Genomic DNA, 18,856 nt, shown 5'->3' with positions numbered 1-18,856 from the left:
AAAACGATAAAGTTGTGCACATGGCTTAGCCGGCCGCGTCCTCCTTGCTCTTTAGAATGAGGCCTCCGGCGACGTCCGTCACACCCGGCCTCGGCAAGGCATCGAAGGGCATCGGCCGGGAGGCCATCATGGCCGCAAGCCCGAGGCGTGCCGTCAGGATGCCGTTCAGGACGCCTTCCCCCAGCTTGGCCGATATGCGCGAGGCCAGGCCATGGCCGAGAGCTTGGCTGATCAGGGAATCGCCGGCGGCCATCCCGCCGGTGACGGCAAGATTGCCGAGGGCATGGCGCAGGAGGCGCATCATGCCCAGCCCGCCCGGCCGCCCCCCATAGAGGGTCGCGAGCCGCCGGATCACGCGTAGCGTCTCCGCCCCCACGAAAAATATGTCGACCACGGCGCGCGGGCTGACGGCGGTGACCAGCGACACCCGCTTGGCCGCATCGGCAATGATCCGCTGGGCCTCCGCATCGAGCGGTCCCATCAGTTCGCGCTCTGTGACCCTGATCAGGTCCGCACCGTCGACGATATCGCCGGCCGCCGCCTCCACTGCCGCGCGGGCCCTGGCCATGCGCGGATTGGCGGCATAGAGCTTGACGAGATCGCGCGACAGCCCGCGTGCCGCGTCGCGGTCATCCTTGGCAATGGCCAGCAGCGCCCGGTCGTGCAGATGCTCGATGCGCGACAGCCGCATCAAGCCGGTGATCTCGCGGATGGCGATGACCGCGAAAGCCAACGCCGCCAGCCCGGCGAGGCCAGCGCCGAGCCAGCCGAGCCAGCCGGCATAGGAAAAGAGGTCGTCGATCAGCTTGGTAAGAGAAAGGCCGATAGTCAGGGACACGAGCCCGCCCACCGCCGACCAGAACAAGGTGCCCCAGCGCGAACGGTGCGGCCGTTGCGGGACGGGTTCGGCAGCCACCTCCTCGAAAATTTCCGGTTCGGGCGTCACCACGACATGGCCGCGCCGCATCGCAGCCGCAACCGGCGTGTCGGCCATCACCACATTGGGGTCGTCGAGGCGGAAGGCGCGCGGCTTGCGGGGTTCCGTCATTATTCACTCACGCCAGTTTGTCACCGATCAGGAATTCGAGTGCCCGGTCCAGGCGAATATGGGGAAAGATCTGGCCGTCTTCCAGCCTCGGCGGCCGGAAGCGGATGAAACGGTAGTCGACCCCGCCTTCCCGGAGGTTTTCGAGACCGTTGAAGCCGCCCCCCGAGAACACGGCATTGGGGTCTTCGGGCAGTTCGCCCGGGAACACGGCGATCTCGGCCTCGCCATCGAAAACCTCATCGGCAGAGCGCTCGCCGGCCATGGGCGTACCGATGATGCAGGGCAGGTTCTCTCGCCCCTGCTTGACGCTGGCCTCCCTGGTCGCGCGAATGGAGGCGAGTGCCACCACATCCACGCTGGCCCCCGAAAAGGCGGCCCGGCCGATGGCGCCATCCGCCATCTTGCGCAGGATCGCCTCGAGCCGGTCATGGCTGGTGTGATGGAGATGGTCGGCCTTGGTCGCGGCGAACAGGATTTTCTGGATGCGCGGCCGGAAGATCGCCGACCACCAGTTGTTCGCGCCCACCCGGAAGGCCGACAGCACCGACGTCAGGGCGGTCTCGAGATCATGCACGGCCTGGGGGCCGGCATTGAGGGCGGACAACGCGTCGACCAGCACGATCTGGCGGTCGAGCCGCGCGAAATGATGCGTGAAGAAGGGGCGCACGATCTTGTGCTTATAGGCCTCGAAACGTCGCTCCATCATGGCATGGAGAGAGCCGGCCTTGACCTCCCCGGCCCTGGAGAGATCAAGCGGCGCGAAGGTCAGGGCCGGCGAACCGTCGAGATCGCCCGGCAGCAGGAAGCGCCCCGGCGGCAGGGTCGAGAGCGCGAAGCGCTCGTCGCGCCCTGCTTTGAGATAAGCGGTGAACAAGGCCGCCGCCTCGCGCGCCAAAGTCTCGTTCTCCGCGGCCGCCGGATCGAGCCTGACCAGTATTTCGTGCCAGGGGCCGGCAATGGCCAGGCGCGATCCCTCGCGGCTGGCGGCAATCGTCTGCGCCGACCATTCGGCATAGCTCATATTGAGCAACGGCAGATCGAGCAGCCATTCGCCGGGATAGTCGACGATGTCGAGGGTGAGGCGCGACATGCCGGCGGCAAAGCGCCGGTTGGACTGGAAATCGATGACCAGACGCAGTTCCGAGATCTGGCGCGTCGAATCGGGCCAGCGCCGCGCCGGGCCAGCCAGATCCGCCAGATGGGCTTCGTAGTCGAAACGCGGCACGGTGTCGTCCGGCTGCGGCGACAGGGAGGAGCCGGCAATGCGTCCCTCGGCCTGCGCACGGAACACCGGCAGGCGGCCTCCCTCGACCAGGGCCTGCACCAGAGCGGTGATGAACACGGTCTTGCCGGCGCGCGAAAGGCCGGTGACGCCAAGCCGGACGGTCGGATTGAAGCTCGACGCCGCGAAGCCCGCCAGGCTCTTGGCCGCGATCAGCGCTTCGTCGAACACGGACATCCAGGAGGAGGCTTGTGGCGGCATGGTCCGCATCACTTAAGGGCAAGCGCGGCAAAATTCCAGCACTCGTCCTGAAACCCGCGACGACAACCGTCAGAGGCGAAGAGGCCGACGAGACGTCCGCGGTCCCCGTCTCGGCGCTACCCTCGTGAACCGAACAAGGTTTGCGCAGGAACCTCCGCGGCTGGGACCGCCGACGTCTCGTCCGCCTCTTCGCTTCCGTCACGACACCACATTACGCACGAAGCGCACGATGCTCTGTCCCGCATTGACGTAGCTGTAGGATTGCGAACTGTCGAAGATCAGGAAATCGCCTGTCGTGACGACCTTGCCGCCGCCGGCCGTCTCGACGATCAGCACGCCTTCGACGACGTAGAGCATTTCGCGCCAGCCTTCGGCGTCCGGTAGCGCGTCATAGCGATCGCCGGCGCCGAGGCTCCAGATCCAGAGCTCCGCAGTGTTTCGCGCCGGAGCAGCCCCCAGGAAAGCGGCGCGGCTGTCGGGATGCATCCCACGCCAGCCGAGCTGGTCGACACGCTGATTGCCGGCCTGGCCCGGATCGCGGACGATGGTTCCAAAATCCACGCCGAGGACACCGGCCAGCCGGTCGAGATTGGCCAGGGAGATATTGGCGTCCCCCGCCTCCACAGCCACGATCAGCCGCCGGCTGAGGCCGCTGGCTTCCGCGAGAGCCGCCTGGCTCAATCCTGCCGCCGCGCGCAGGCGTCTGACATTGGCCCCGACATGGACGAGCACATCCGCCATTTCATCTCGTTCCTTGACTGCGCAATATAATGCACATATGAATGAGCAATATAATGCGCAACAGGCAGGACGGCAATCGGCATGAAAATTCGCAATTTCGGCGTCGAGATTTGGATGAACGGGTATGAGAACCATTGTTCACACAATCTGGCGGAGACCTGCGTCGAGTCGCTGACAATCGCGCAATTGCTCGAGATCGCAGGCAAGCCCCGCAGCGCCCTCGAAGACCTGCTCGCGATGAAGATGACCTATGGTGCCATCGAGGGAAGCGATCGGCTGCGTGCCGCCATCGCGGCGACCTATGCCAGGCAGAAGATCGAGAACATCGTGGTGGCCCATGGCGCCATTGGGGCCAATGCCCTGGTGCATGAGACCCTGGTCGACCCGGGCGACCGCGTAATTTCGGTGCTGCCGACCTATCAGCAGCATTACTCGATCCCCGCCAGTTACGGCGCCGACGTACAGATCCTGAAACTGCGCGAGGAGAACGGCTTCCTTCCCGATCTCGAAGAATTGCGCCGCCTCGCCCTCCCCGGCACCAAGCTGATCGCCATCAACAACCCCAACAATCCCACCGGCGCTCTGATGGACGAAGCCTTTTTGAGAGAGATCGCCGCCATCGCCCGCGCCTGCGGCGCCTATGTGCTGTGCGACGAGGTCTATCGCGGCATCGACCAGGAGGGCGAGGGCTTCACCGCCTCCATGGCCGATCTCTACGAAAAGGGCATCAGCACCGCCAGCATGTCCAAGGCTTATTCGCTCGCGGGCCTGCGCCTGGGCTGGATCGCAGGGCCCATGGATCTGATCCACGCCGTTTCCGTCCATCGCGACTACAACACCATCAGCGTCGGCATGATCGACGATCATTTCGCCACCATGGCGCTGGAAAATCGCGACAAGGTCCTGGCACGCAGCCGCTCGATCGTGCGCGGCAATCTCGCCATTCTCGATGCCTGGATCAGGGACGAGCCGCGGATCAGCTATATCAAGCCTCGCTCAGGCACCACGGCCCTCCTGAAATACGACCTCCCCATCGCTTCGGAAGCCTTCTGCATCCGCCTGCTGGAGCGCACCGGCGTGCTGTTCACGCCTGGCAGCGCCATGGACATGGAGGGATATCTGCGCATCGGCTATGCCAATGCCAGCACCGTCCTGCGCGAGGGCTTGGCACGCGTGAGCCAATTCCTGAAAGAGTTCGACTAACACGCTGTCATCCAGCGCATTATCGGCATTGCCTGTTTATCGGCGTCTCAGTGTCTCGACGCGCGCTTGCGCGCTGTTTTGCCGAGCTGCCTCGGCCACCTCCCTGGAGACGATGGTCTGCCCGATCGGGGCAATGGCGATGCCGGCAAGCTTGAGATGCTGGATGCCGAAGGGAATGCCAATAATGGTGATGAAGCAGAAAAGTGCCGAGCAGACATGGCCGATTGCCAGCCAAAGGCCGGCGAAGACGAACCAGATCACATTGCCGATCAGGCCGAGGCCGCCAGTACCGATATCGTCCCTCTGGTAGAGTTCACGCCGGCTGATCGCTTCGCGCCCGAACGGAAAAAAGCAGAAATTCGAGATCGTCAGGCAAGCCCGTCCCCACGGAATTCCGACGATGGTGATGAAGGCAAGCAGGCCGAGCAGAAACCAGGCGGTGCCAAGAACGACGCCCCCGAAGACGAACCAGATCAGGTTCCCGATCAATCGCATAAGCTTCTCCTTCCAATCTCCTGCATTTGCAAGAAAATCAGGCGAGAATTTGCTCTAGAGCAAAGCGCAGCTTCTCCAGGCCGCACTTTCTCCAACTCTATGTTCCGTCAAATCGCAACCGGTCTAGCGATCCAGCATCTTCGGCGAAAGGAACAAGGCCAGCGTGGCCTGGTGCCCGGCAATCCCGGCCCAATCATCGAGCTCGAAGTCGAGAACGGCAAGCGCGGCCGTAGGAAATTTGCCGCTGAGCGGGTCGGCTGCCGTCCCCGCGCCCCGCGTGAGGAAGGCCGCGATCTGTTCCAAGCCGGGATTATGCCCGACGACCAGCAGCGTCTGCACGTCGGGCGTCACCGCCCGGATCACGCGCAATATCGTTTCCGGCGGCGCCTCGTAGATCGCCCGTTCGAAATGCAGCGTATGCGGCCCCAGGCTACCTTCGATCAAGGCTAGCGTCTCGCGTGTGCGGCGAGCAGTCGAGACGACCACATGATCGGGCAACAGGCCGCGGCGTGCGATCTCCCGTCCCATGCGTGGGGCGTCACGCTGCCCCCGCGGCGCAAGGGGGCGCTCGTGATCGGAAACGCCGGCGGGATAGTCCGACTTAGCGTGCCGCAACAACATCAGACGCTTCATCAATCAATCACTTGGAATTCTTTGCCAACGCTATGATTTCAGGCCTGTATTCGAAATGCATGGTGTCGTAGTGGTACCATTTTCCACCCCAGATGAAACCGTGCTTTTCGAAAACCTCGACAATCTCCATCGGGATGCGGTTCTTGTAGGAAACCTTGTCCGTCTCCTTCTTGGCCCCGCCCCAGCGCCAATAATCGGTGAACTTCACATTGATGTCGATCGCCGCGGCATAGGCATGCATGCTCATGCGTGACGTGCCGGCGATCACGCGGCAGTTGAAAGTACCAGCCGAAGGCTTGAGATAGACATGAAATTTGGCCGGCAGGGCTTCGAGGTCGCGCGAGACGGCTTCCAGCCGATCGGCAACGCCGTTGGCGGTGGTTACGCGCAGCGAACCGCCGCCCAAGCGGGGAAGCCATTGGATGGTCTTGAGCTTGACCTGGCCTTTCGTGCAATCCCCATACATGGCATCGAACAGCGCCTGGTTTCGCGCGCGGCCGGGATCGTCTGCCGGCGTGGCCGGCTGCTTGTAACGGGCCCCGAGCGTATAGGGCATGACGAACATGTCCCGGATATCGGCCTTCTCGATGCGCTGTTGCGGCGTCTTGTCAGCGGCGCCGTCGGAAAGCGCGATGTGCTGGCCATTCTTAAGGATGAGATCCTTGGCGTCGTAGCGCGCAATGAAGTCGGGATAGGCCGCCACGAGGACATCCAGGGTCGGGTCGGCCATCGCCGTCGACACGAGCGTTGTCGACAGCCCGAAGGCCAGCATTCCGGCACGCATGACACTTCTCATTGACCAGCCTCGGCGCGCTGGATCAGAGCGACATTGGCTTTCTCGACGGCGCTGAGTTCGACATTCCAGGTCCAGGGGCGGTACCAGGAGAATTGGGAAAAATAGGCGCGCAATTGCGTGTCCTTCATATAGCGGCCGCGGCGCGCATAGATTTCGTTGCGGGCCAGGCGCAATTGCTGTCCGGACAGGCTCGAAATATCGTTCCAGTTCAATCGCCTTGTGCCTGAATCCGGCAAAATGAATTCAACCTGGTTGTTGCGGGGCGCAGGCGTGGGTTCTACCGGCTCGACCGCCGCCTGCTGCTGTAGCTCGGGCTGCGCCTGGGGCTCCACGACCGGCTGGGGCGCTGGCTGAGCAGCAGCTTGAGGTTCGACCTCTATTGCCTTGACCGGCTGCGGCGTTTCCACTTTTCCGGCCATGGCGAAGGAGCCGATGATGGCCTCGTTCACCCAGGGGGTCTGGCCGCCCTGGGTCGACTGGTCGACATCGGCCCGGACCTGGCCGAACATCTGGCGGATGTCGAGGCCGGGCGTCTCCATATGGGCGAGCAGCGCCGTGGTGAAGGGCGAGTTGCGCCCGCTGCCGTCCTGCGCCACCGAGCCCGGCGCCGTGGAGAAGGCGATCAGCGTGCCCTTGGCCGAGGAGGCGTCGAGATCGATACGCGCCAGTCCGCGCGTGCCGGCCCCCCGGGTCAGCTGGCGCGTCAGGGGATTGTCCCGGCACGAATCCAGGATCACGATCTTCACCTTCGGCGCCGCGCTGTCGACCAGTTCCAGGAGCTTGTCCAGCGACAGGGTCTGGGTGTCCAGATCCAATTCGTCCGAGATCCTGGCCGAGACCGGCACCAGGTAGTTGCGCCCCTTCACCTGCACGCCATGGCCGGAATAGAACACCACCACGCTGTCGGCATGATCGGCGTCGCGCAGAAAGGCCCTCAGACCGTCATTCATCGCCGCCAGGTCGCCGTCCTTGACCAGCGTCACCGCATAGCCGATCCGCCCCAGCGCCGCCGCCATGTCGTCGGCATCGTTGGCCGGGTTCACCAGAGGCGTCACCGACCGATAGGCACTGTTGCCGATCACCAGCGCCGCCTTCTGGGCCGCCAGAGCATCGCCTCCCAGGAGCAGGCCGGTGAGGAGAAAAAGACCCCAAACATAACGTCGCATCATCATGGCCCGACCGGTCTTGTACAGCTTGGTAGAGTATCACCTTTTGTTAACACATCGAACGCGCGAAAAAGCACAACCGGTGCCCTACGCAATTTTTTGGAACCGATGGCTGTGGCAGGATTGTCACGCCTCCCAACCGTCTCATGATTCAAGGCAATTTCGCCGATTTCATCCTTGCAACGAAGCAGCGCTTGCGGCCATGAAGGCTGCCACCCAAGTGTTGTGTACGGGATCGGAGAGGCCGTGGATTTGCGCCAGGCAACCGCCATTGCGAAACAATTCATGCCACGGCCGCGCCAACAGGCCAGCCTCGCGGTTCTCGCGCTGCTCGCAGCGTCCGGTACAGCCCGAGCGGGCGATGATTCTCAGCCCATGCAGTTCAGCATCGTCGCTTCCGGCAAATCCTGCCCGGGATGCGTGGTGATCAATGCCTCGGGCCAGATCGTCGACGAAACATCGCGAAACTTTGCCGTCTTCCTCTCGCAGAACCGCCTGAGCGGTGTACTGCCCGGGGAACCGGCGGACGGGCAAGTGCCGCCGGGCGATGCGCCGAAGGTCATCATCGCTTTCGAGTCAGTCGGCGGCAAGGTGCAGCCCGCCCTGATCATGGGGCGGCGCATCCGCAAAGCCGGATGGACGACCGTGATCGGCCAGGCCCGACTTCAGCGCGGCCAGCCGGTCTTCGATCAGGCCGGCTGCTTTTCGGCCTGCACCATGGTGATGCTGGGCGGCACCGCGCGTTTCGTCGTGCCGGGCTCAAAAGTCGGCGTGCATCAGTTCTCGCCGCAATTTACCGATGGCGAGAGCTTCGATGCCCGCGAAATGGGCCAGATCGTGCGCGACTACGGCCGCGAGGTCGTCAGCGTCTATGATTTCGTCAAGACCATGGGGGTGAACGAGGCATTCTTCACCACCACGCTGCGCACTCCCTTCAACAGCCTCGACGTGCTGCCCGAAAGCCAATGGATCCCTGTCGGGGTCGCCACCGCCCTGCTGCCCGCCTCCGATGAGCCTGTCCTGGCATCGAGTCTACTTGGCAAGACGGGAAGCGAACAGCCGATGGCCGCCATTGCCAAGCCGAGTGTGGGGCTCAAGACGGCCCCGGGCACTCTGCCGACCAGTCATGGCCGCTGGACCCTCATCCAGACGACGGGACTGCCGGCAACCGCGGAATTCGCCAGCGAGAAGTTCCGTGTCGCCCTCGCCTGCCGCGACAGCAAGACAGCGCGCCTGGAACTTTCCTTCAAGGCCCTGGCGCCGCTCGACCTCGAGCGCATGCGGGCTGCCGCCGTCTCGGCGCGATCGCTCAGGATTGCAGGGCGTCAGATTGCGATCGACAGCGTGGAAGCGGCCGGTAACGGCGAACAAAGCGTTGCCGCCCTGCTCGCCGCCAAGGATGTCCGGGATTTGCGCAGGAGCGGCAATCTCACCGTCGCCGTGCTTGACAAGGCCGGCGAGGCGGTCGGCCGGTCGGAAGCCATCCCGACCGAAGACGCCTCCAAGACACTCGACGACGCCATGGCCGCCTGCGGCGCCTGAAGACGTGCGCCAAGCCCCGCAAAGCTAAGGTCTATGACCGCCTTGGAGTTCAATGCAGCTTGTCGGCCTCCCAGGCCGCCCGCATGGCATCGTCGACCGAGGCGAAATGCGGCGGCACGTCGTCGGTGCTATCCTCGGCGTGCGGCTTCTCCTCGCGAATGACCAGCACCGAACAGCCGGCATGGCGAACGATGGCGCTCGCATTGCAGCCGAGCAGATAGGTCGCGACGCTCGGTTGATGCGAGCCGACCACCACGAGATCGGCGCGCTGCTCCTCGGCAATTGCCAGCACTTCATGATAGATGCCGCCGATCCGCACCACGCTCTGCACCTGGCCACCCGGGAGCAGCACCGTGCGGGCGAGATCGGCAAGCGATCCCTTCGCCTTCTCGGCGACTTCGCCTTCGAAGCTCACGGGCACCGTATCCAGCATCATCAGGGGCATGATGGGCACGACATGGACCAGGGTCAGCGTCGCGCCGGCGGTATCGGCAAGTTTCACTGCGCTGTCGATGGCGAGTCTGGCCAGTTTCAGATCTGCGATATCGACAGGAACGACGATCGACTTGAACATCTTGTCTACTCCCGTTGGCCGAGCTGACGCGCAGAACAGAATAGACGTTATGGCGTCACGCCTCAGTTGAAAGAGCACGCCCCAACCATCCGTGGACGGCTGTACCTAATCGATATAGGGCCCCCTGACGAATTGCAAACGCTTAGGATGCCGAAAAGTTCAGAGCACTCCGAGTTTCTTTTGCAGGGAGGAGGACGAGGTCGTGTATTGGAAGGTCAGGCGCTTCTCGGGATAGATGTAGCGGAAGGCCTTCTGCGCCATCAGCGCGCCTTCATGAAAGCCCGAGAGGATCAGCTTGAGCTTGCCGGGATACCAGTTGATGTCGCCGATGGCGAAGATACCCGGCTGCGACGTCTCGAAGGTCTCGGTGGAGACCAGCACCAATTCGTCATTATGCAGATCGAGCCCCCAACTCGACACCGGCCCGAGCTTCATGGTCAGACCGAAGAAGGGCAGCATGTGGTCGACCGGCAAGGTGTAGACCGTGTCGGCATCCTCCTTGATCACGGCGCCCGTGAGCTGGCCGTCCGCCCCTTCCAGGCCGACCACCTGCCCAAACTTCAGGTCCATCGCCCCCTCTGCCACCAAGGCCCGCATCTTCTCCACCGAATGCGGCGCGGCCCGGAAGGCATCGCGGCGGTGCATCAGGGTTACCCGCTTGGCAATCGGCTGCAGGTTGAGCGTCCAGTCGAGAGCGGAATCGCCGCCGCCGACGATGAGGACGGAGCGGTCGCGGAAAGCCTCCATCTGCCTGACGGCATAGGAGACCGACTTGCCCTCATAAGCCTCGATGCCGTCGATCGGCGGCTTCTTAGGCTGGAAGGAGCCGCCACCGGCAGCGATCACCACGGTCTTGGTCTCGAAGACGTCGCCGGCGTCGGTGGTGACGCGGAACAGGGGATCGCCGATACGCTCGATCGTCGAGATCATGCGCGACAAATGGAAAACGGGCGAGAAAGGTTCGATCTGCTTGAGAAGATTGTCGACCAGTTCCTGCCCCGTGACGATCGGGAAGCCCGGAATGTCGTAGATCGGCTTTTCCGGATAGAGCTCGGCGCATTGTCCGCCGATCTTGTCGAGAATGTCGACCACATGCACCCTTATATCGAGCAGACCGAGTTCGAATACGGAGAACAGGCCAACGGGCCCGGCGCCGACGATGAGCACGTCGGTCTTGATAATCTCAGTCATGATCTGTCCGATGGGTGGTTCACAGAGCAGCTTCTAAAGCGTTTTGCGATTTGGCGGAATCGCCAAGAATCGCAAAGACGCGTCCAATCAAAGAGTGAGAGCAAATGCGGCGTTTCCGTCCAAACACGCTTTGCTCTAGGGCAGCAAGGCTGACCAAAGTCAACGAAGCGCATGCCCTCGTCAACTCCGCAATCATGATCAAATCAGCGCAGCTAGGGTGAGGCCACCGGAGACAGATCATGACCCGCCACGAAACCAGCCTCGCCTATGCCGCTCGCATCGAGCGGGTGATGAGCCACATCGCCGATCATCTCGATGACAGGCTCGAACTCGACGATCTCAGCGACATTGCCTGCTTCTCGCCCTACCACTTCCACCGCGTCTTCGTCGCGGTCACGGGAGAAACAGTGGCAGAGGCTGTGCGGCGGCTGCGCCTCCATCGCGCTGCCGTCGAGCTCAATCGCTCCCAGCATACCCTGGCACGCATTGCCAGCCGGGCGGGCTACGGATCGGTGGCGGCTTTCACCCGCGCTTTTGCGGCCTCCCATGGCCTGCCGCCGGCCGCCTATCGGCGCGCCGGGCGGGATCTGCGCCCGGTATCCCAGCAATCAGGATCACAAGCCATGACCCGTGCGACCGCGTTGCGCTCCGCCCTGCATTACGACGTCACCATCGAGACCGTGCCCAGACTCAGGCTGGTGACCTTGCCCCATCGCGGCGATTACCAGAAGATCGGTGCCAGTTTCGAGCGCCTGTTTGCCTGGGCAGGCGGCCACGGCCTGCTGCGCCCGGGCGTGCGGTTGATCGGCATCTATTACGACGATCCAGACAGCAAGCCCGTGGCGGACTTGCGCTCGGAGGCAGGCCTTTCGGTGCCGGAAGACAGCCCGCTCGGCCCGGACATGGTCTGGCGTGAGGTCGGTGGCGGCTCGGTGGCTCGGCTGGTGCACAAGGGTCCCTATGCCGATCTCGATGTGGCCTATGCCTTTCTCTATCATAGCTGGCTGCCGCATTCCGGGCGCCAGCCGGGCGATGCGCCCTGCTTCGAGGAATATCTCAACGATCCCCGCAGTGCGCCACCTTCCGAATGGCTGACGGCGGTGAACCTGCCGTTGAAGTAGCTTTTTCGCCAGGCCGGAGCAGCTTGCCATCGGGGGAAGCAAAGACGCGCCGACAACGCGTCAGAGCAGCTCGAAAAGACTGTAGACCGGCCCTCCCGGCTGCCTGTCGCCGATACCAATGGCAAGAACACGATTGAGCCAATCATAGTTCGCCGAGGCGGTTTCGAAGGTGCCGGTGATGCGGAAATAATAGTCCGCCGGCTCGACCCGACCGCCTTTCGCCAGCTCCGCCATCACATCGGGAGGTCCGTGCCGCAGGCCCCGATAGGACATGCCGATCAGGGCGCCATCCACGGTCTTGAGAATCAATCGCACGTCCAGTGTCGTGCTGCCGTCCGGCCGCGCGATCTGCCAATCGCTGCCGCCATCGAGCACCTCGCCGGACAACCGCTCGCCTTCGAAACGGCCGCCGGCGACGACGCCGACACGCCGATCCCCATTTGGCGTCGTCCCAAAGCCGATCGGCTTTGCCACGTCCAGGGTCATCACAAAGAGGGGTCTGGTGTGGATGCCCCTTTGTACGTCCGGCAATCCGTTGAGAGATGGAGAGGGCATTTCGAACAACTCCCTGGCAGGAAGGAACCGATCGCCCTCCTTGAGGGCATCGTCGTTCTCATTGAAAATTGGGCCGCAGCCCGGTTACCTCTCATAGTTCACGACGATCTCACCGATCCCCTCGCAAGAGCCGCGCAGGGTGTCGCCGGGCTTCACCGAACTGACCCCGGCCGGCGTGCCGGTCATCAGGAGATCGCCGGGCGCCAGCGCCACATAGCGCGACAGATAGGCAACCGCCTCCGGCACCGACCAGATCATCTGCGACAGATCGCCGGACTGCTGCACCTTGCCGTTGACCGTTACCTCGATCCTGCCCTTGTCGGGGTGACCGATGCGCGCGGCCGGCACGATGGCGCTGATCGGACAGGATTGGTCGAAGCCCTTGGCAAGCTCCCAGGGCCTGGAAAGTTTCTTCGCTTCGGCCTGGATGTCCCGGCGCGTCATGTCGAGGCCGACGGCATAGCCATAGACATGCTCGAGCGCCCGTTCGACCGGAATGTCCCGCCCGCCCCGTCCGATGGCGACCACCAGTTCGATCTCATGGTGCAGGTCCGAGGTCTGGCTCGGAAAAGCCAGCAGGCCGCCCGGATTGACGGCATCCGCCGGCTTGGCAAAGAAGAAGGGTGGCTCGCGCGTGGGATCGGCTCCCATCTCCCGGGCATGATCGGCATAGTTGCGCCCGACGCACCAGATGCGGCGCACCGGAAAGAGGCCGGTTTCCCCGGCGACGGCCACGACAGGCTGTGAGGGCGGTTCAATGACATAGTTCATCACAAGATCTTCCTGACTATCTGGAATTCATCGCACCGGCGGGCCCCAATCAGCCGAATATTTCTCTCACGCGCTTGACGATATCGGCCACGCCAAATCTGACGGGATCCGTCGTCGGCAGGGCTTCGGCCTGACCGATCTCGGCTAGGCAGGCCCTCGCTGCTGCCTCGTCCAGAGCCTGGGTGTTGACCGCGATGCCGACACATCGAATGCCGGGATTGGTGAGGCGGCCATTGGCGATGGTGGCGTCGATGACGGCGCGGATGCTCGGCAAGGCTGTCGGCACACCGCGCATGGTCCTGCGGGTCGGTTCGTGGCAGACGACGAAGGCGTCGGGCTGGGCGCCATGCAGCAGCCCGAGGGTCACGCCGGCGAAGGAGGGATGGAACAGGCTGCCCTGCCCTTCAATCACGTCCCAATGATGGGGATCTGCCTCCGGGCTGAGCCATTCGGCGGCGCCGGAAATGAAATCGGCCACCACCGCATCCACGGCGACCCCGCGGCCAGAAATCAGGATACCGGTCTGGCCGGTGGCCCGGAAATCGGCATCAAGGCCCTGGGCCCGCATTTCACGCTCCAGAGCAAGGGCGGTATATTTCTTGCCCACCGAACAATCGGTGCCGACGGTGAGCAGCCGCAGGCCGCTGCGCTTGCTGCCCTTGCCGGTGGCGAAACTCTGGGACGGGATACGCACGTCGTGGAGCTGCCGGCCATGGTGCCGGGCAGCGTCGGCAATCTGCGGGAACTCCTCCAGCCGGCGATGCAGGCCGGAGGCGACGTCGAGCCCGGCTTCCAGGGCTTCGACGATCACGCTGATCCAGTGCTCCGGCAGGACGCCGCCGGCATTGACCACGCCGATCACCAGGGTCCTGGCGCCGCGCCGGACACCCTCGGCAATATCGAGATCCTCCAGCCCCAGATCGGCCCGGCATCCCGGCAGCCGCAACTGGCCGACGCACCAGTCCCTGCGCCAGTCGACGATGCCCGCCGCGGTCTTGGCGGCGAGCTGGTCGGCCACGTCGCCGACGAACATCAGATAGGGCTTTTCGATTTGCATGGGACGGCGCCTTCCTGAAGACCTGCGCGCAGTGGTTGCCGGATCGCGCTCTCACACGCTATCCTATTGACTGCACAGAAATATTGGCAAAAGCAGCACGGGGCTTTTTGCGCATCATGCCCGAGAGACTAGTATGACCTCCAGTGATTCCCCCGCAAGAGCGCGTTTCGCAACTTGAAGCCCGAGCCGGACATAGACAACAGCGATCTGACCCAGGCGGGTCCCGCTCGGCTGGCGCCAACAGGCGCCTGGGTCGCGCGTAATTCGCGCCATCTGGAAAAGCTCTCCGCGATCATGATCAAGGCCGCCCCGGCCAATACGGTGGTGGAGTTCGACCTGTCCGGCGTTTCGCAGCTCGACACGCTCGGCGGAGTCGTCATCGAGAATATCCGGGCGGCCTTCGGCGCGCGCAACTCCACGCTCGAGATCACCAACGCCACCGAAGCTCAGGCGATCCTGCTGGCGGAGATCGCGGCCCAGAACATTACTTCGCCCCCTCAACCGCCCGAGGCACACCATCTCATCGAACTTCTGGCCGATCTCGGCCAGTCCATGCGCAGGATCGTGCATGATGCCGTGAACATGAACGTGTTCCTCGGCGAAACCATGCGCGCGATCGGGCGCCTGCTCACGGCGCGCACGCGCTTTCGCTGGGCCGCGGTGGTGAACCAGATCGAGTTGATCGGCTTGAGGGGCGTGCCGATCATCACGCTGATCTCCTTCCTCGTCGGTGCCATTCTCGCCCAGCAGATGATCCTGCAGCTGAGCTATTATGGCGCCACGCTGCTGGTGGTGTACACCCTGGCCGTGCTGATGTTCCGGGAAGTCGGCCTCCTGCTTGCCGCCATCATGGTGGCCGGCCGGTCCGGTTCGGCGATCACGGCCGAACTCGGCTCGATGAAGATGCGCGAGGAGATCGACGCCATGCACGTCATGGGCATCGATCCCATGGAGGTTCTGGTCATCCCCCGTATCCTGGCCTTGATCATCGCGCTGCCGATGCTCACCTTCCTGGCGGCGATGGCCGGCATGTTCGGCGGCGCGTTGGTGGCCTGGGGCTATGGCGGCATCACGCCCACCACCTTCCTGCAGAATCTGCGGGATTCGATGACCATGCACACATTCCTGGTCGGCCTGATCAAGGCGCCCGTCATGGCGTTGATGATTGGCATCACGGCCTGCATCGAAGGTTTCAAGGTGCAGGGATCGGCTGAATCGCTCGGGCGCCAGACCACGGCCTCGGTGGTCAAATCCATGTTCATCGTCATCGTGGTCGATGGCATCTTCGCCATCTTCTTCGCATCGATCAGTTTCTGACCATGGCGCCCCCAGACCAATCCCGCGAAGTCATCATCTCCGCCCACGACGTCAGGGTGAACTTCGGATCCCGTTTCATCCTCGACGGCCTCAGCCTGGACGTCTATCGCGGCGAGATCCTGGGTGTGGTCGGCGCTTCGGGCACCGGCAAATCGGTGCTGATGCGTACCATCATCGGCTTGGCACCACTTCACTCCGGGCAGATCGACGTCTTCGGCATGGACTATCTCAACCTGCGGCCGCGCGAACAGCAGCGCATTGCCCGGCGCTGGGGCGTGCTGTTCCAGCAAGGCGCCCTGTTCTCCTCTTTGACGGTGAAGCAGAACATCCAGGTTCCGATGCGCGAATATCTCAAGCTCTCGCCCAAACTGCTGGACGAGCTTGCCATGCTGAAGATCGCGCTGGTGGGCCTCAAGCCCGATGCCGCCGACAAGCGGCCCTCCGAACTCTCCGGCGGCATGATCAAGCGCGCGGCGCTGGCACGAGCCCTCGCCCTCGATCCGGACCTGGTTTTCCTGGACGAACCGACTTCCGGCCTCGATCCGATCGGTGCCGGTGAATTCGACGAATTGATCGCCACGCTCAGGCAGACACTCGGCCTGACCGTCTATATGGTGACGCACGACCTCGACAGCCTCCATGCGATCTGCGATCGCATCGTGGCGATCGGCGAGGGACGCGTGTTGGCTCAAGGCCCGATGGAGACCATGCTCGCTTCCGAACACCCCTGGCTGCGCGCCTATTTCCACGGCCCCCGTGCCCGTGCCGCCCTGGCGACTGCCAGCAACGGCGCCAAGAGAACGAGTTGAGCATGGAGAGCGAGCTGAGCATGGAAATCGAGCTGAACATGGATAATGCTTGACCCATGGAAACACGCGCTCACAACGCCTTGATCGGCCTGTTTACCCTTGCGGTCGTCGCCGCGGCGCTCGGCTTCGTGATCTGGTTCGCCCGCATCAGCGAGAGCCAGACCGTCCGGCGTTTCCAGGTGGATTTCGCCGGTTCCGTCACGGGCCTTACCGTCGGTTCGAGCGTCACCTTCAACGGTATCCGCGTTGGCCAGGTCGAAACGCTGGAGATCAATCCCAACAATCCCTCGGGCGTGATCGCGATCATCAGCGTGCGCGACAAGACTCCCGTTAAGGTGGATACCTCAGCGAGACTGGAATTTACCGGCATCACCGGAGGGGCGAACATCCAGCTCTATGGCGGCAAGCCGGACACGGAGGATCTCAAGCCCAAGGGTGACCAGCAATACGCCGTGATCCAGGCCCAGCGCTCGGAACTGCAGAACCTGGTCGACGGCGCGCGCGACACCATCACCCAGGCTGCCTCCACCATGAATCGCCTGGATGGCTGGATCGCCCAGAACGAGGCCAATGCCACCGCGACCATTCAGAACGTTCAGGCCTTCACCAAGGCGCTCGCCGACAATTCCGCCAATGTCTCGGACTTCCTGCACAGCACCGGCGAGGCTGCCCAAAGCATCAAGCGCGTGGCCGACAACCTCAACGGCATGACATCCGATCTGCAGGCCTTGCTCAAAGCGGTCTCACCCGAGAAGATCGATCACATCGTCAGCAATGTTTCCCAGGCCTCCGACAACCTGACATCCTTCACCAAGGCCTTCGACGCTGCCAAGGCGCAGGCTGCCGTCGACAACATCACGGCCTTTAGCAAGACGCTGGCCGACAGCCGCGAGCCGCTGCAGGCCTTTGCCACCAATGCCTCCTCGCTGACGGCCCAGCTCAATGCGATGGCGCCCAAGCTCGACGCCGGGCTCGAGAATATCAACCGCATCACCGCGGCGGTCGACGGCGCGAAGGTCAACAAGGTGGTCGACAATGTCGCAGCCTTTACCGGCGCACTCGGCCAGAGCGCCGATGAAATCACGGCCTTCGTCAAGGATGCCCGCAGGATTTCCGGTGACCTGTCGGTCATGACGCCCAAGCTCGCCACCGCCTTCGACAGTTTCAACAGGGTCGCGACCGCTCTCGATCCTGCCAAGATCGACGGCGTCGTCACCAATGTGAACAAGTTTGCCGCCACCCTCGGCGATTCCAGCGCCCAGGTCCGCCAGGTGGTCGCCGATGCCGGCGACATCTCCAGAAAGCTCAACCGCGCGGCCGACCAGCTCGACGGCATCATGAAGAACATCGCGGACATGACATCCGGCCAGGGCGGCCAGGGCATGTTCGCCGAGATTACCGAAGCGGCCAAAGCAATCCGCCAATTCGCCACCAATCTCGACGCCCGTACGGCGGCATTGGCCAAAAATCTGGACCAGTTCACCGGCGCCGGCTTGCGGGACTATCGGCAATTGGCCGTTGACGGACAGAAAACCCTGCAGAATCTGCAGCGGACTCTCAACGGGCTTCAGCGCAATCCGCAACAGCTGATCTTCGGGCCGAAATCGAATATCCCTGATTACAAGGGTAAATGATATGCGTGGTGTCGGTATGCGTTCCCTCCTCCACTCCCTGCCCGCCCATTCGGCCAAGGCCCTCACGCTCACAGCAGCTCTGCTGGCCGGCGGTTGTTCCACGCTGGCCGGCTCGCCGCCACCGACCACCTATGACCTCAGCGCTCCCCGCGACGTCGAGGCGCGCGGCAACAGCCGAGCCCAGATCATGGTCGCCGAGCCGACCGCGCTCCAGGCCATCAACAGCGAGCGCATCCTGGTGCATAGCGCCAACAGCCAGATCTCCTACCTGCCCGCTGCCCAATGGGCCGATCGCCTACCCCTTCTGGTGCAGGCGCGTCTGATCCAGACCTTCGAGAACGCCCATCGCATCGGCATGGTCGGGCGGCCCGACGACAAGTTCACGCCGGACGCCCTGCTGGTGACGGAACTGCGCGATTTCCAGATCGATGCAGGCGCTTCGCCCGTGGCGGTGGTAACGGTCGCGGCTCGCGTGGTCAGCCAGAAATCGGGACGCATCGTCGCCGCCAATCTGTTTTCCGCCCGGGTTCCCGCTCCCGGCCTGACCGGTCAGCAGGCCTCCGGCGCCCTGGATCAGGCCCTGCGCAAAGTGCTGATCGAGATCGTAGCCTGGACGACGGGCAAGGCGTCCCTGGCATCATAATTTCGATGAGGTTTTAGCTACAACAGATTGGAACAACAAAAAATTCTTATCATTCGCGTGCGATAGAGGTTGCACCG

The 18,856-nt window shown here is 63.3% G+C and carries 19 protein-coding genes; 7 read left to right on the top strand and 12 right to left on the bottom strand.

The window, feature by feature from the left end:
- Positions 1–25: 25 nt before the first annotated feature.
- The 3 genes from C5L14_RS15120 to C5L14_RS15110 form a co-directional block, all read right to left on the bottom strand.
- Positions 26–1,048: a YcjF family protein gene (locus tag C5L14_RS15120; protein ID WP_105862880.1), complete on the bottom strand. Its 1,023-nt coding sequence runs from the start codon at positions 1,046–1,048 to the stop codon at positions 26–28.
- A gap of 7 nt (positions 1,049–1,055) precedes the next feature.
- On the bottom strand, positions 1,056–2,531 hold the full coding sequence (locus C5L14_RS15115) for a YcjX family protein (RefSeq protein WP_105863229.1): 1,476 nt from the start codon (positions 2,529–2,531) through the stop codon (positions 1,056–1,058).
- A gap of 198 nt (positions 2,532–2,729) precedes the next feature.
- Entirely contained in the window at positions 2,730–3,272 is a 543-nt protein-coding gene (locus C5L14_RS15110) for an XRE family transcriptional regulator (protein ID WP_105862879.1), read from the bottom strand.
- An 81-nt stretch (positions 3,273–3,353) separates the two neighbouring features.
- Between C5L14_RS15110 and C5L14_RS15105 the strand changes: the two genes are divergently transcribed.
- Complete coding sequence (locus C5L14_RS15105) at positions 3,354–4,475, top strand: aminotransferase (RefSeq protein WP_105862878.1); 1,122 nt, start codon at positions 3,354–3,356, stop codon at positions 4,473–4,475.
- A 36-nt stretch (positions 4,476–4,511) separates the two neighbouring features.
- Here the strand turns inward: C5L14_RS15105 and C5L14_RS15100 are convergent, their stop codons facing one another.
- From C5L14_RS15100 to C5L14_RS15085, 4 genes are all read right to left on the bottom strand, one after another.
- Positions 4,512–4,970, bottom strand: coding sequence for a YccF domain-containing protein (locus C5L14_RS15100; RefSeq protein WP_105862877.1), 459 nt, complete (start codon positions 4,968–4,970; stop codon positions 4,512–4,514).
- 123 nt (positions 4,971–5,093) lie between these two features.
- Entirely contained in the window at positions 5,094–5,603 is a 510-nt protein-coding gene (locus tag C5L14_RS15095; protein ID WP_105862876.1) for a SixA phosphatase family protein, read from the bottom strand.
- 7 nt (positions 5,604–5,610) lie between these two features.
- Positions 5,611–6,387: a M15 family metallopeptidase gene (locus C5L14_RS15090; RefSeq protein ID WP_245443397.1), complete on the bottom strand. Its 777-nt coding sequence runs from the start codon at positions 6,385–6,387 to the stop codon at positions 5,611–5,613.
- A gap of 8 nt (positions 6,388–6,395) precedes the next feature.
- The gene (locus C5L14_RS15085; protein WP_105862875.1) at positions 6,396–7,571 is read right to left on the bottom strand and encodes a caspase family protein; all 1,176 of its coding nucleotides are present in this window, start codon (positions 7,569–7,571) and stop codon (positions 6,396–6,398) included.
- Positions 7,572–7,940: 369 nt separating this feature from the next.
- On the opposite strand from C5L14_RS15085, the gene C5L14_RS15080 reads away from it, so the two are divergent.
- Complete coding sequence (locus C5L14_RS15080; protein ID WP_146126920.1) at positions 7,941–9,107, top strand: hypothetical protein; 1,167 nt, start codon at positions 7,941–7,943, stop codon at positions 9,105–9,107.
- A 49-nt stretch (positions 9,108–9,156) separates the two neighbouring features.
- On the opposite strand, the gene C5L14_RS15075 is transcribed toward C5L14_RS15080, so the two are convergent.
- On the bottom strand, positions 9,157–9,681 hold the full coding sequence (locus C5L14_RS15075) for a universal stress protein (RefSeq protein ID WP_105862873.1): 525 nt from the start codon (positions 9,679–9,681) through the stop codon (positions 9,157–9,159).
- Positions 9,682–9,840: 159 nt separating this feature from the next.
- Positions 9,841–10,872, bottom strand: a complete 1,032-nt coding sequence (locus C5L14_RS15070; protein WP_105862872.1) for an NAD(P)/FAD-dependent oxidoreductase — start codon at positions 10,870–10,872, stop codon at positions 9,841–9,843.
- A gap of 239 nt (positions 10,873–11,111) precedes the next feature.
- Here C5L14_RS15070 and C5L14_RS15065 point away from each other — a divergent pair, with 239 nt between their 5' ends.
- Positions 11,112–11,993 (top strand): AraC family transcriptional regulator, encoded by an 882-nt coding sequence (locus C5L14_RS15065; RefSeq protein WP_105862871.1) that lies wholly within the window; start codon positions 11,112–11,114, stop codon positions 11,991–11,993.
- Between the two features lie 60 nt (positions 11,994–12,053).
- On the opposite strand, the gene C5L14_RS15060 is transcribed toward C5L14_RS15065, so the two are convergent.
- The 3 genes from C5L14_RS15060 to dgcN form a co-directional block, all read right to left on the bottom strand.
- Positions 12,054–12,548 (bottom strand): DUF3237 domain-containing protein, encoded by a 495-nt coding sequence (locus tag C5L14_RS15060; RefSeq protein ID WP_105863227.1) that lies wholly within the window; start codon positions 12,546–12,548, stop codon positions 12,054–12,056.
- A gap of 84 nt (positions 12,549–12,632) precedes the next feature.
- Positions 12,633–13,319: a fumarylacetoacetate hydrolase family protein gene (locus tag C5L14_RS15055; protein ID WP_105862870.1), complete on the bottom strand. Its 687-nt coding sequence runs from the start codon at positions 13,317–13,319 to the stop codon at positions 12,633–12,635.
- 49 nt (positions 13,320–13,368) lie between these two features.
- Positions 13,369–14,376, bottom strand: coding sequence for an N-acetyltransferase DgcN (dgcN, locus tag C5L14_RS15050; RefSeq protein WP_105862869.1), 1,008 nt, complete (start codon positions 14,374–14,376; stop codon positions 13,369–13,371).
- A 294-nt stretch (positions 14,377–14,670) separates the two neighbouring features.
- Here dgcN and C5L14_RS15045 point away from each other — a divergent pair, with 294 nt between their 5' ends.
- Genes C5L14_RS15045 through C5L14_RS15030 form a run of 4 tightly spaced genes read left to right on the top strand, consistent with a single transcriptional unit; the run spans position 14,671 to position 18,779 of the window.
- Entirely contained in the window at positions 14,671–15,693 is a 1,023-nt protein-coding gene (locus C5L14_RS15045) for an MlaE family ABC transporter permease (protein ID WP_105863226.1), read from the top strand.
- 2 nt (positions 15,694–15,695) lie between these two features.
- Positions 15,696–16,502 carry an ABC transporter ATP-binding protein gene (locus C5L14_RS15040; RefSeq protein WP_105862868.1) on the top strand — a complete coding sequence of 269 codons (807 nt, stop codon included), beginning with the start codon at positions 15,696–15,698 and terminating at the stop codon, positions 16,500–16,502.
- Positions 16,503–16,558: 56 nt separating this feature from the next.
- Positions 16,559–18,136, top strand: a complete 1,578-nt coding sequence (locus C5L14_RS15035; protein WP_105862867.1) for an MlaD family protein — start codon at positions 16,559–16,561, stop codon at positions 18,134–18,136.
- A 16-nt stretch (positions 18,137–18,152) separates the two neighbouring features.
- Positions 18,153–18,779, top strand: a complete 627-nt coding sequence (locus tag C5L14_RS15030; protein ID WP_105863225.1) for an ABC-type transport auxiliary lipoprotein family protein — start codon at positions 18,153–18,155, stop codon at positions 18,777–18,779.
- Positions 18,780–18,856: the final 77 nt, after the last annotated feature.

The organism is Labrys okinawensis, assembly GCF_002982075.1.
In the GTDB taxonomy this organism is placed as follows: Bacteria; Pseudomonadota; Alphaproteobacteria; order Rhizobiales; family Labraceae; genus Labrys; species Labrys okinawensis_A.
Note: the sequence above shows the minus strand (reverse complement) of the source record. Positions and strands in the feature narration are given on the sequence as shown.

What these genes read in the sequence shown, in the direction of transcription:
- C5L14_RS15090 (WP_245443397.1), bottom strand. Translation starts at nt 6,387, where the DNA reads ATGCGTGCCGGAATGCTGGCCTTCGGGCTGTCGACAACGCTCGTGTCG.
- C5L14_RS15065 (WP_105862871.1), top strand. Translation starts at nt 11,112, where the DNA reads ATGACCCGCCACGAAACCAGCCTCGCCTATGCCGCTCGCATCGAGCGG.
- C5L14_RS15045 (WP_105863226.1), top strand. Translation starts at nt 14,671, where the DNA reads ATGATCAAGGCCGCCCCGGCCAATACGGTGGTGGAGTTCGACCTGTCC.
- C5L14_RS15080 (WP_146126920.1), top strand. Translation starts at nt 7,941, where the DNA reads ATGCAGTTCAGCATCGTCGCTTCCGGCAAATCCTGCCCGGGATGCGTG.
- C5L14_RS15055 (WP_105862870.1), bottom strand. Translation starts at nt 13,319, where the DNA reads ATGAACTATGTCATTGAACCGCCCTCACAGCCTGTCGTGGCCGTCGCC.
- C5L14_RS15060 (WP_105863227.1), bottom strand. Translation starts at nt 12,548, where the DNA reads ATGCCCTCTCCATCTCTCAACGGATTGCCGGACGTACAAAGGGGCATC.
- C5L14_RS15075 (WP_105862873.1), bottom strand. Translation starts at nt 9,681, where the DNA reads ATGTTCAAGTCGATCGTCGTTCCTGTCGATATCGCAGATCTGAAACTG.
- C5L14_RS15040 (WP_105862868.1), top strand. Translation starts at nt 15,696, where the DNA reads ATGGCGCCCCCAGACCAATCCCGCGAAGTCATCATCTCCGCCCACGAC.
- C5L14_RS15085 (WP_105862875.1), bottom strand. Translation starts at nt 7,571, where the DNA reads ATGATGATGCGACGTTATGTTTGGGGTCTTTTTCTCCTCACCGGCCTG.
- C5L14_RS15100 (WP_105862877.1), bottom strand. Translation starts at nt 4,970, where the DNA reads ATGCGATTGATCGGGAACCTGATCTGGTTCGTCTTCGGGGGCGTCGTT.
- C5L14_RS15030 (WP_105863225.1), top strand. Translation starts at nt 18,153, where the DNA reads ATGCGTTCCCTCCTCCACTCCCTGCCCGCCCATTCGGCCAAGGCCCTC.
- C5L14_RS15035 (WP_105862867.1), top strand. Translation starts at nt 16,559, where the DNA reads ATGGAAACACGCGCTCACAACGCCTTGATCGGCCTGTTTACCCTTGCG.
- dgcN (WP_105862869.1), bottom strand. Translation starts at nt 14,376, where the DNA reads ATGCAAATCGAAAAGCCCTATCTGATGTTCGTCGGCGACGTGGCCGAC.
- C5L14_RS15120 (WP_105862880.1), bottom strand. Translation starts at nt 1,048, where the DNA reads ATGACGGAACCCCGCAAGCCGCGCGCCTTCCGCCTCGACGACCCCAAT.
- C5L14_RS15110 (WP_105862879.1), bottom strand. Translation starts at nt 3,272, where the DNA reads ATGGCGGATGTGCTCGTCCATGTCGGGGCCAATGTCAGACGCCTGCGC.
- C5L14_RS15070 (WP_105862872.1), bottom strand. Translation starts at nt 10,872, where the DNA reads ATGACTGAGATTATCAAGACCGACGTGCTCATCGTCGGCGCCGGGCCC.
- C5L14_RS15105 (WP_105862878.1), top strand. Translation starts at nt 3,354, where the DNA reads ATGAAAATTCGCAATTTCGGCGTCGAGATTTGGATGAACGGGTATGAG.
- C5L14_RS15115 (WP_105863229.1), bottom strand. Translation starts at nt 2,531, where the DNA reads ATGCCGCCACAAGCCTCCTCCTGGATGTCCGTGTTCGACGAAGCGCTG.
- C5L14_RS15095 (WP_105862876.1), bottom strand. Translation starts at nt 5,603, where the DNA reads ATGAAGCGTCTGATGTTGTTGCGGCACGCTAAGTCGGACTATCCCGCC.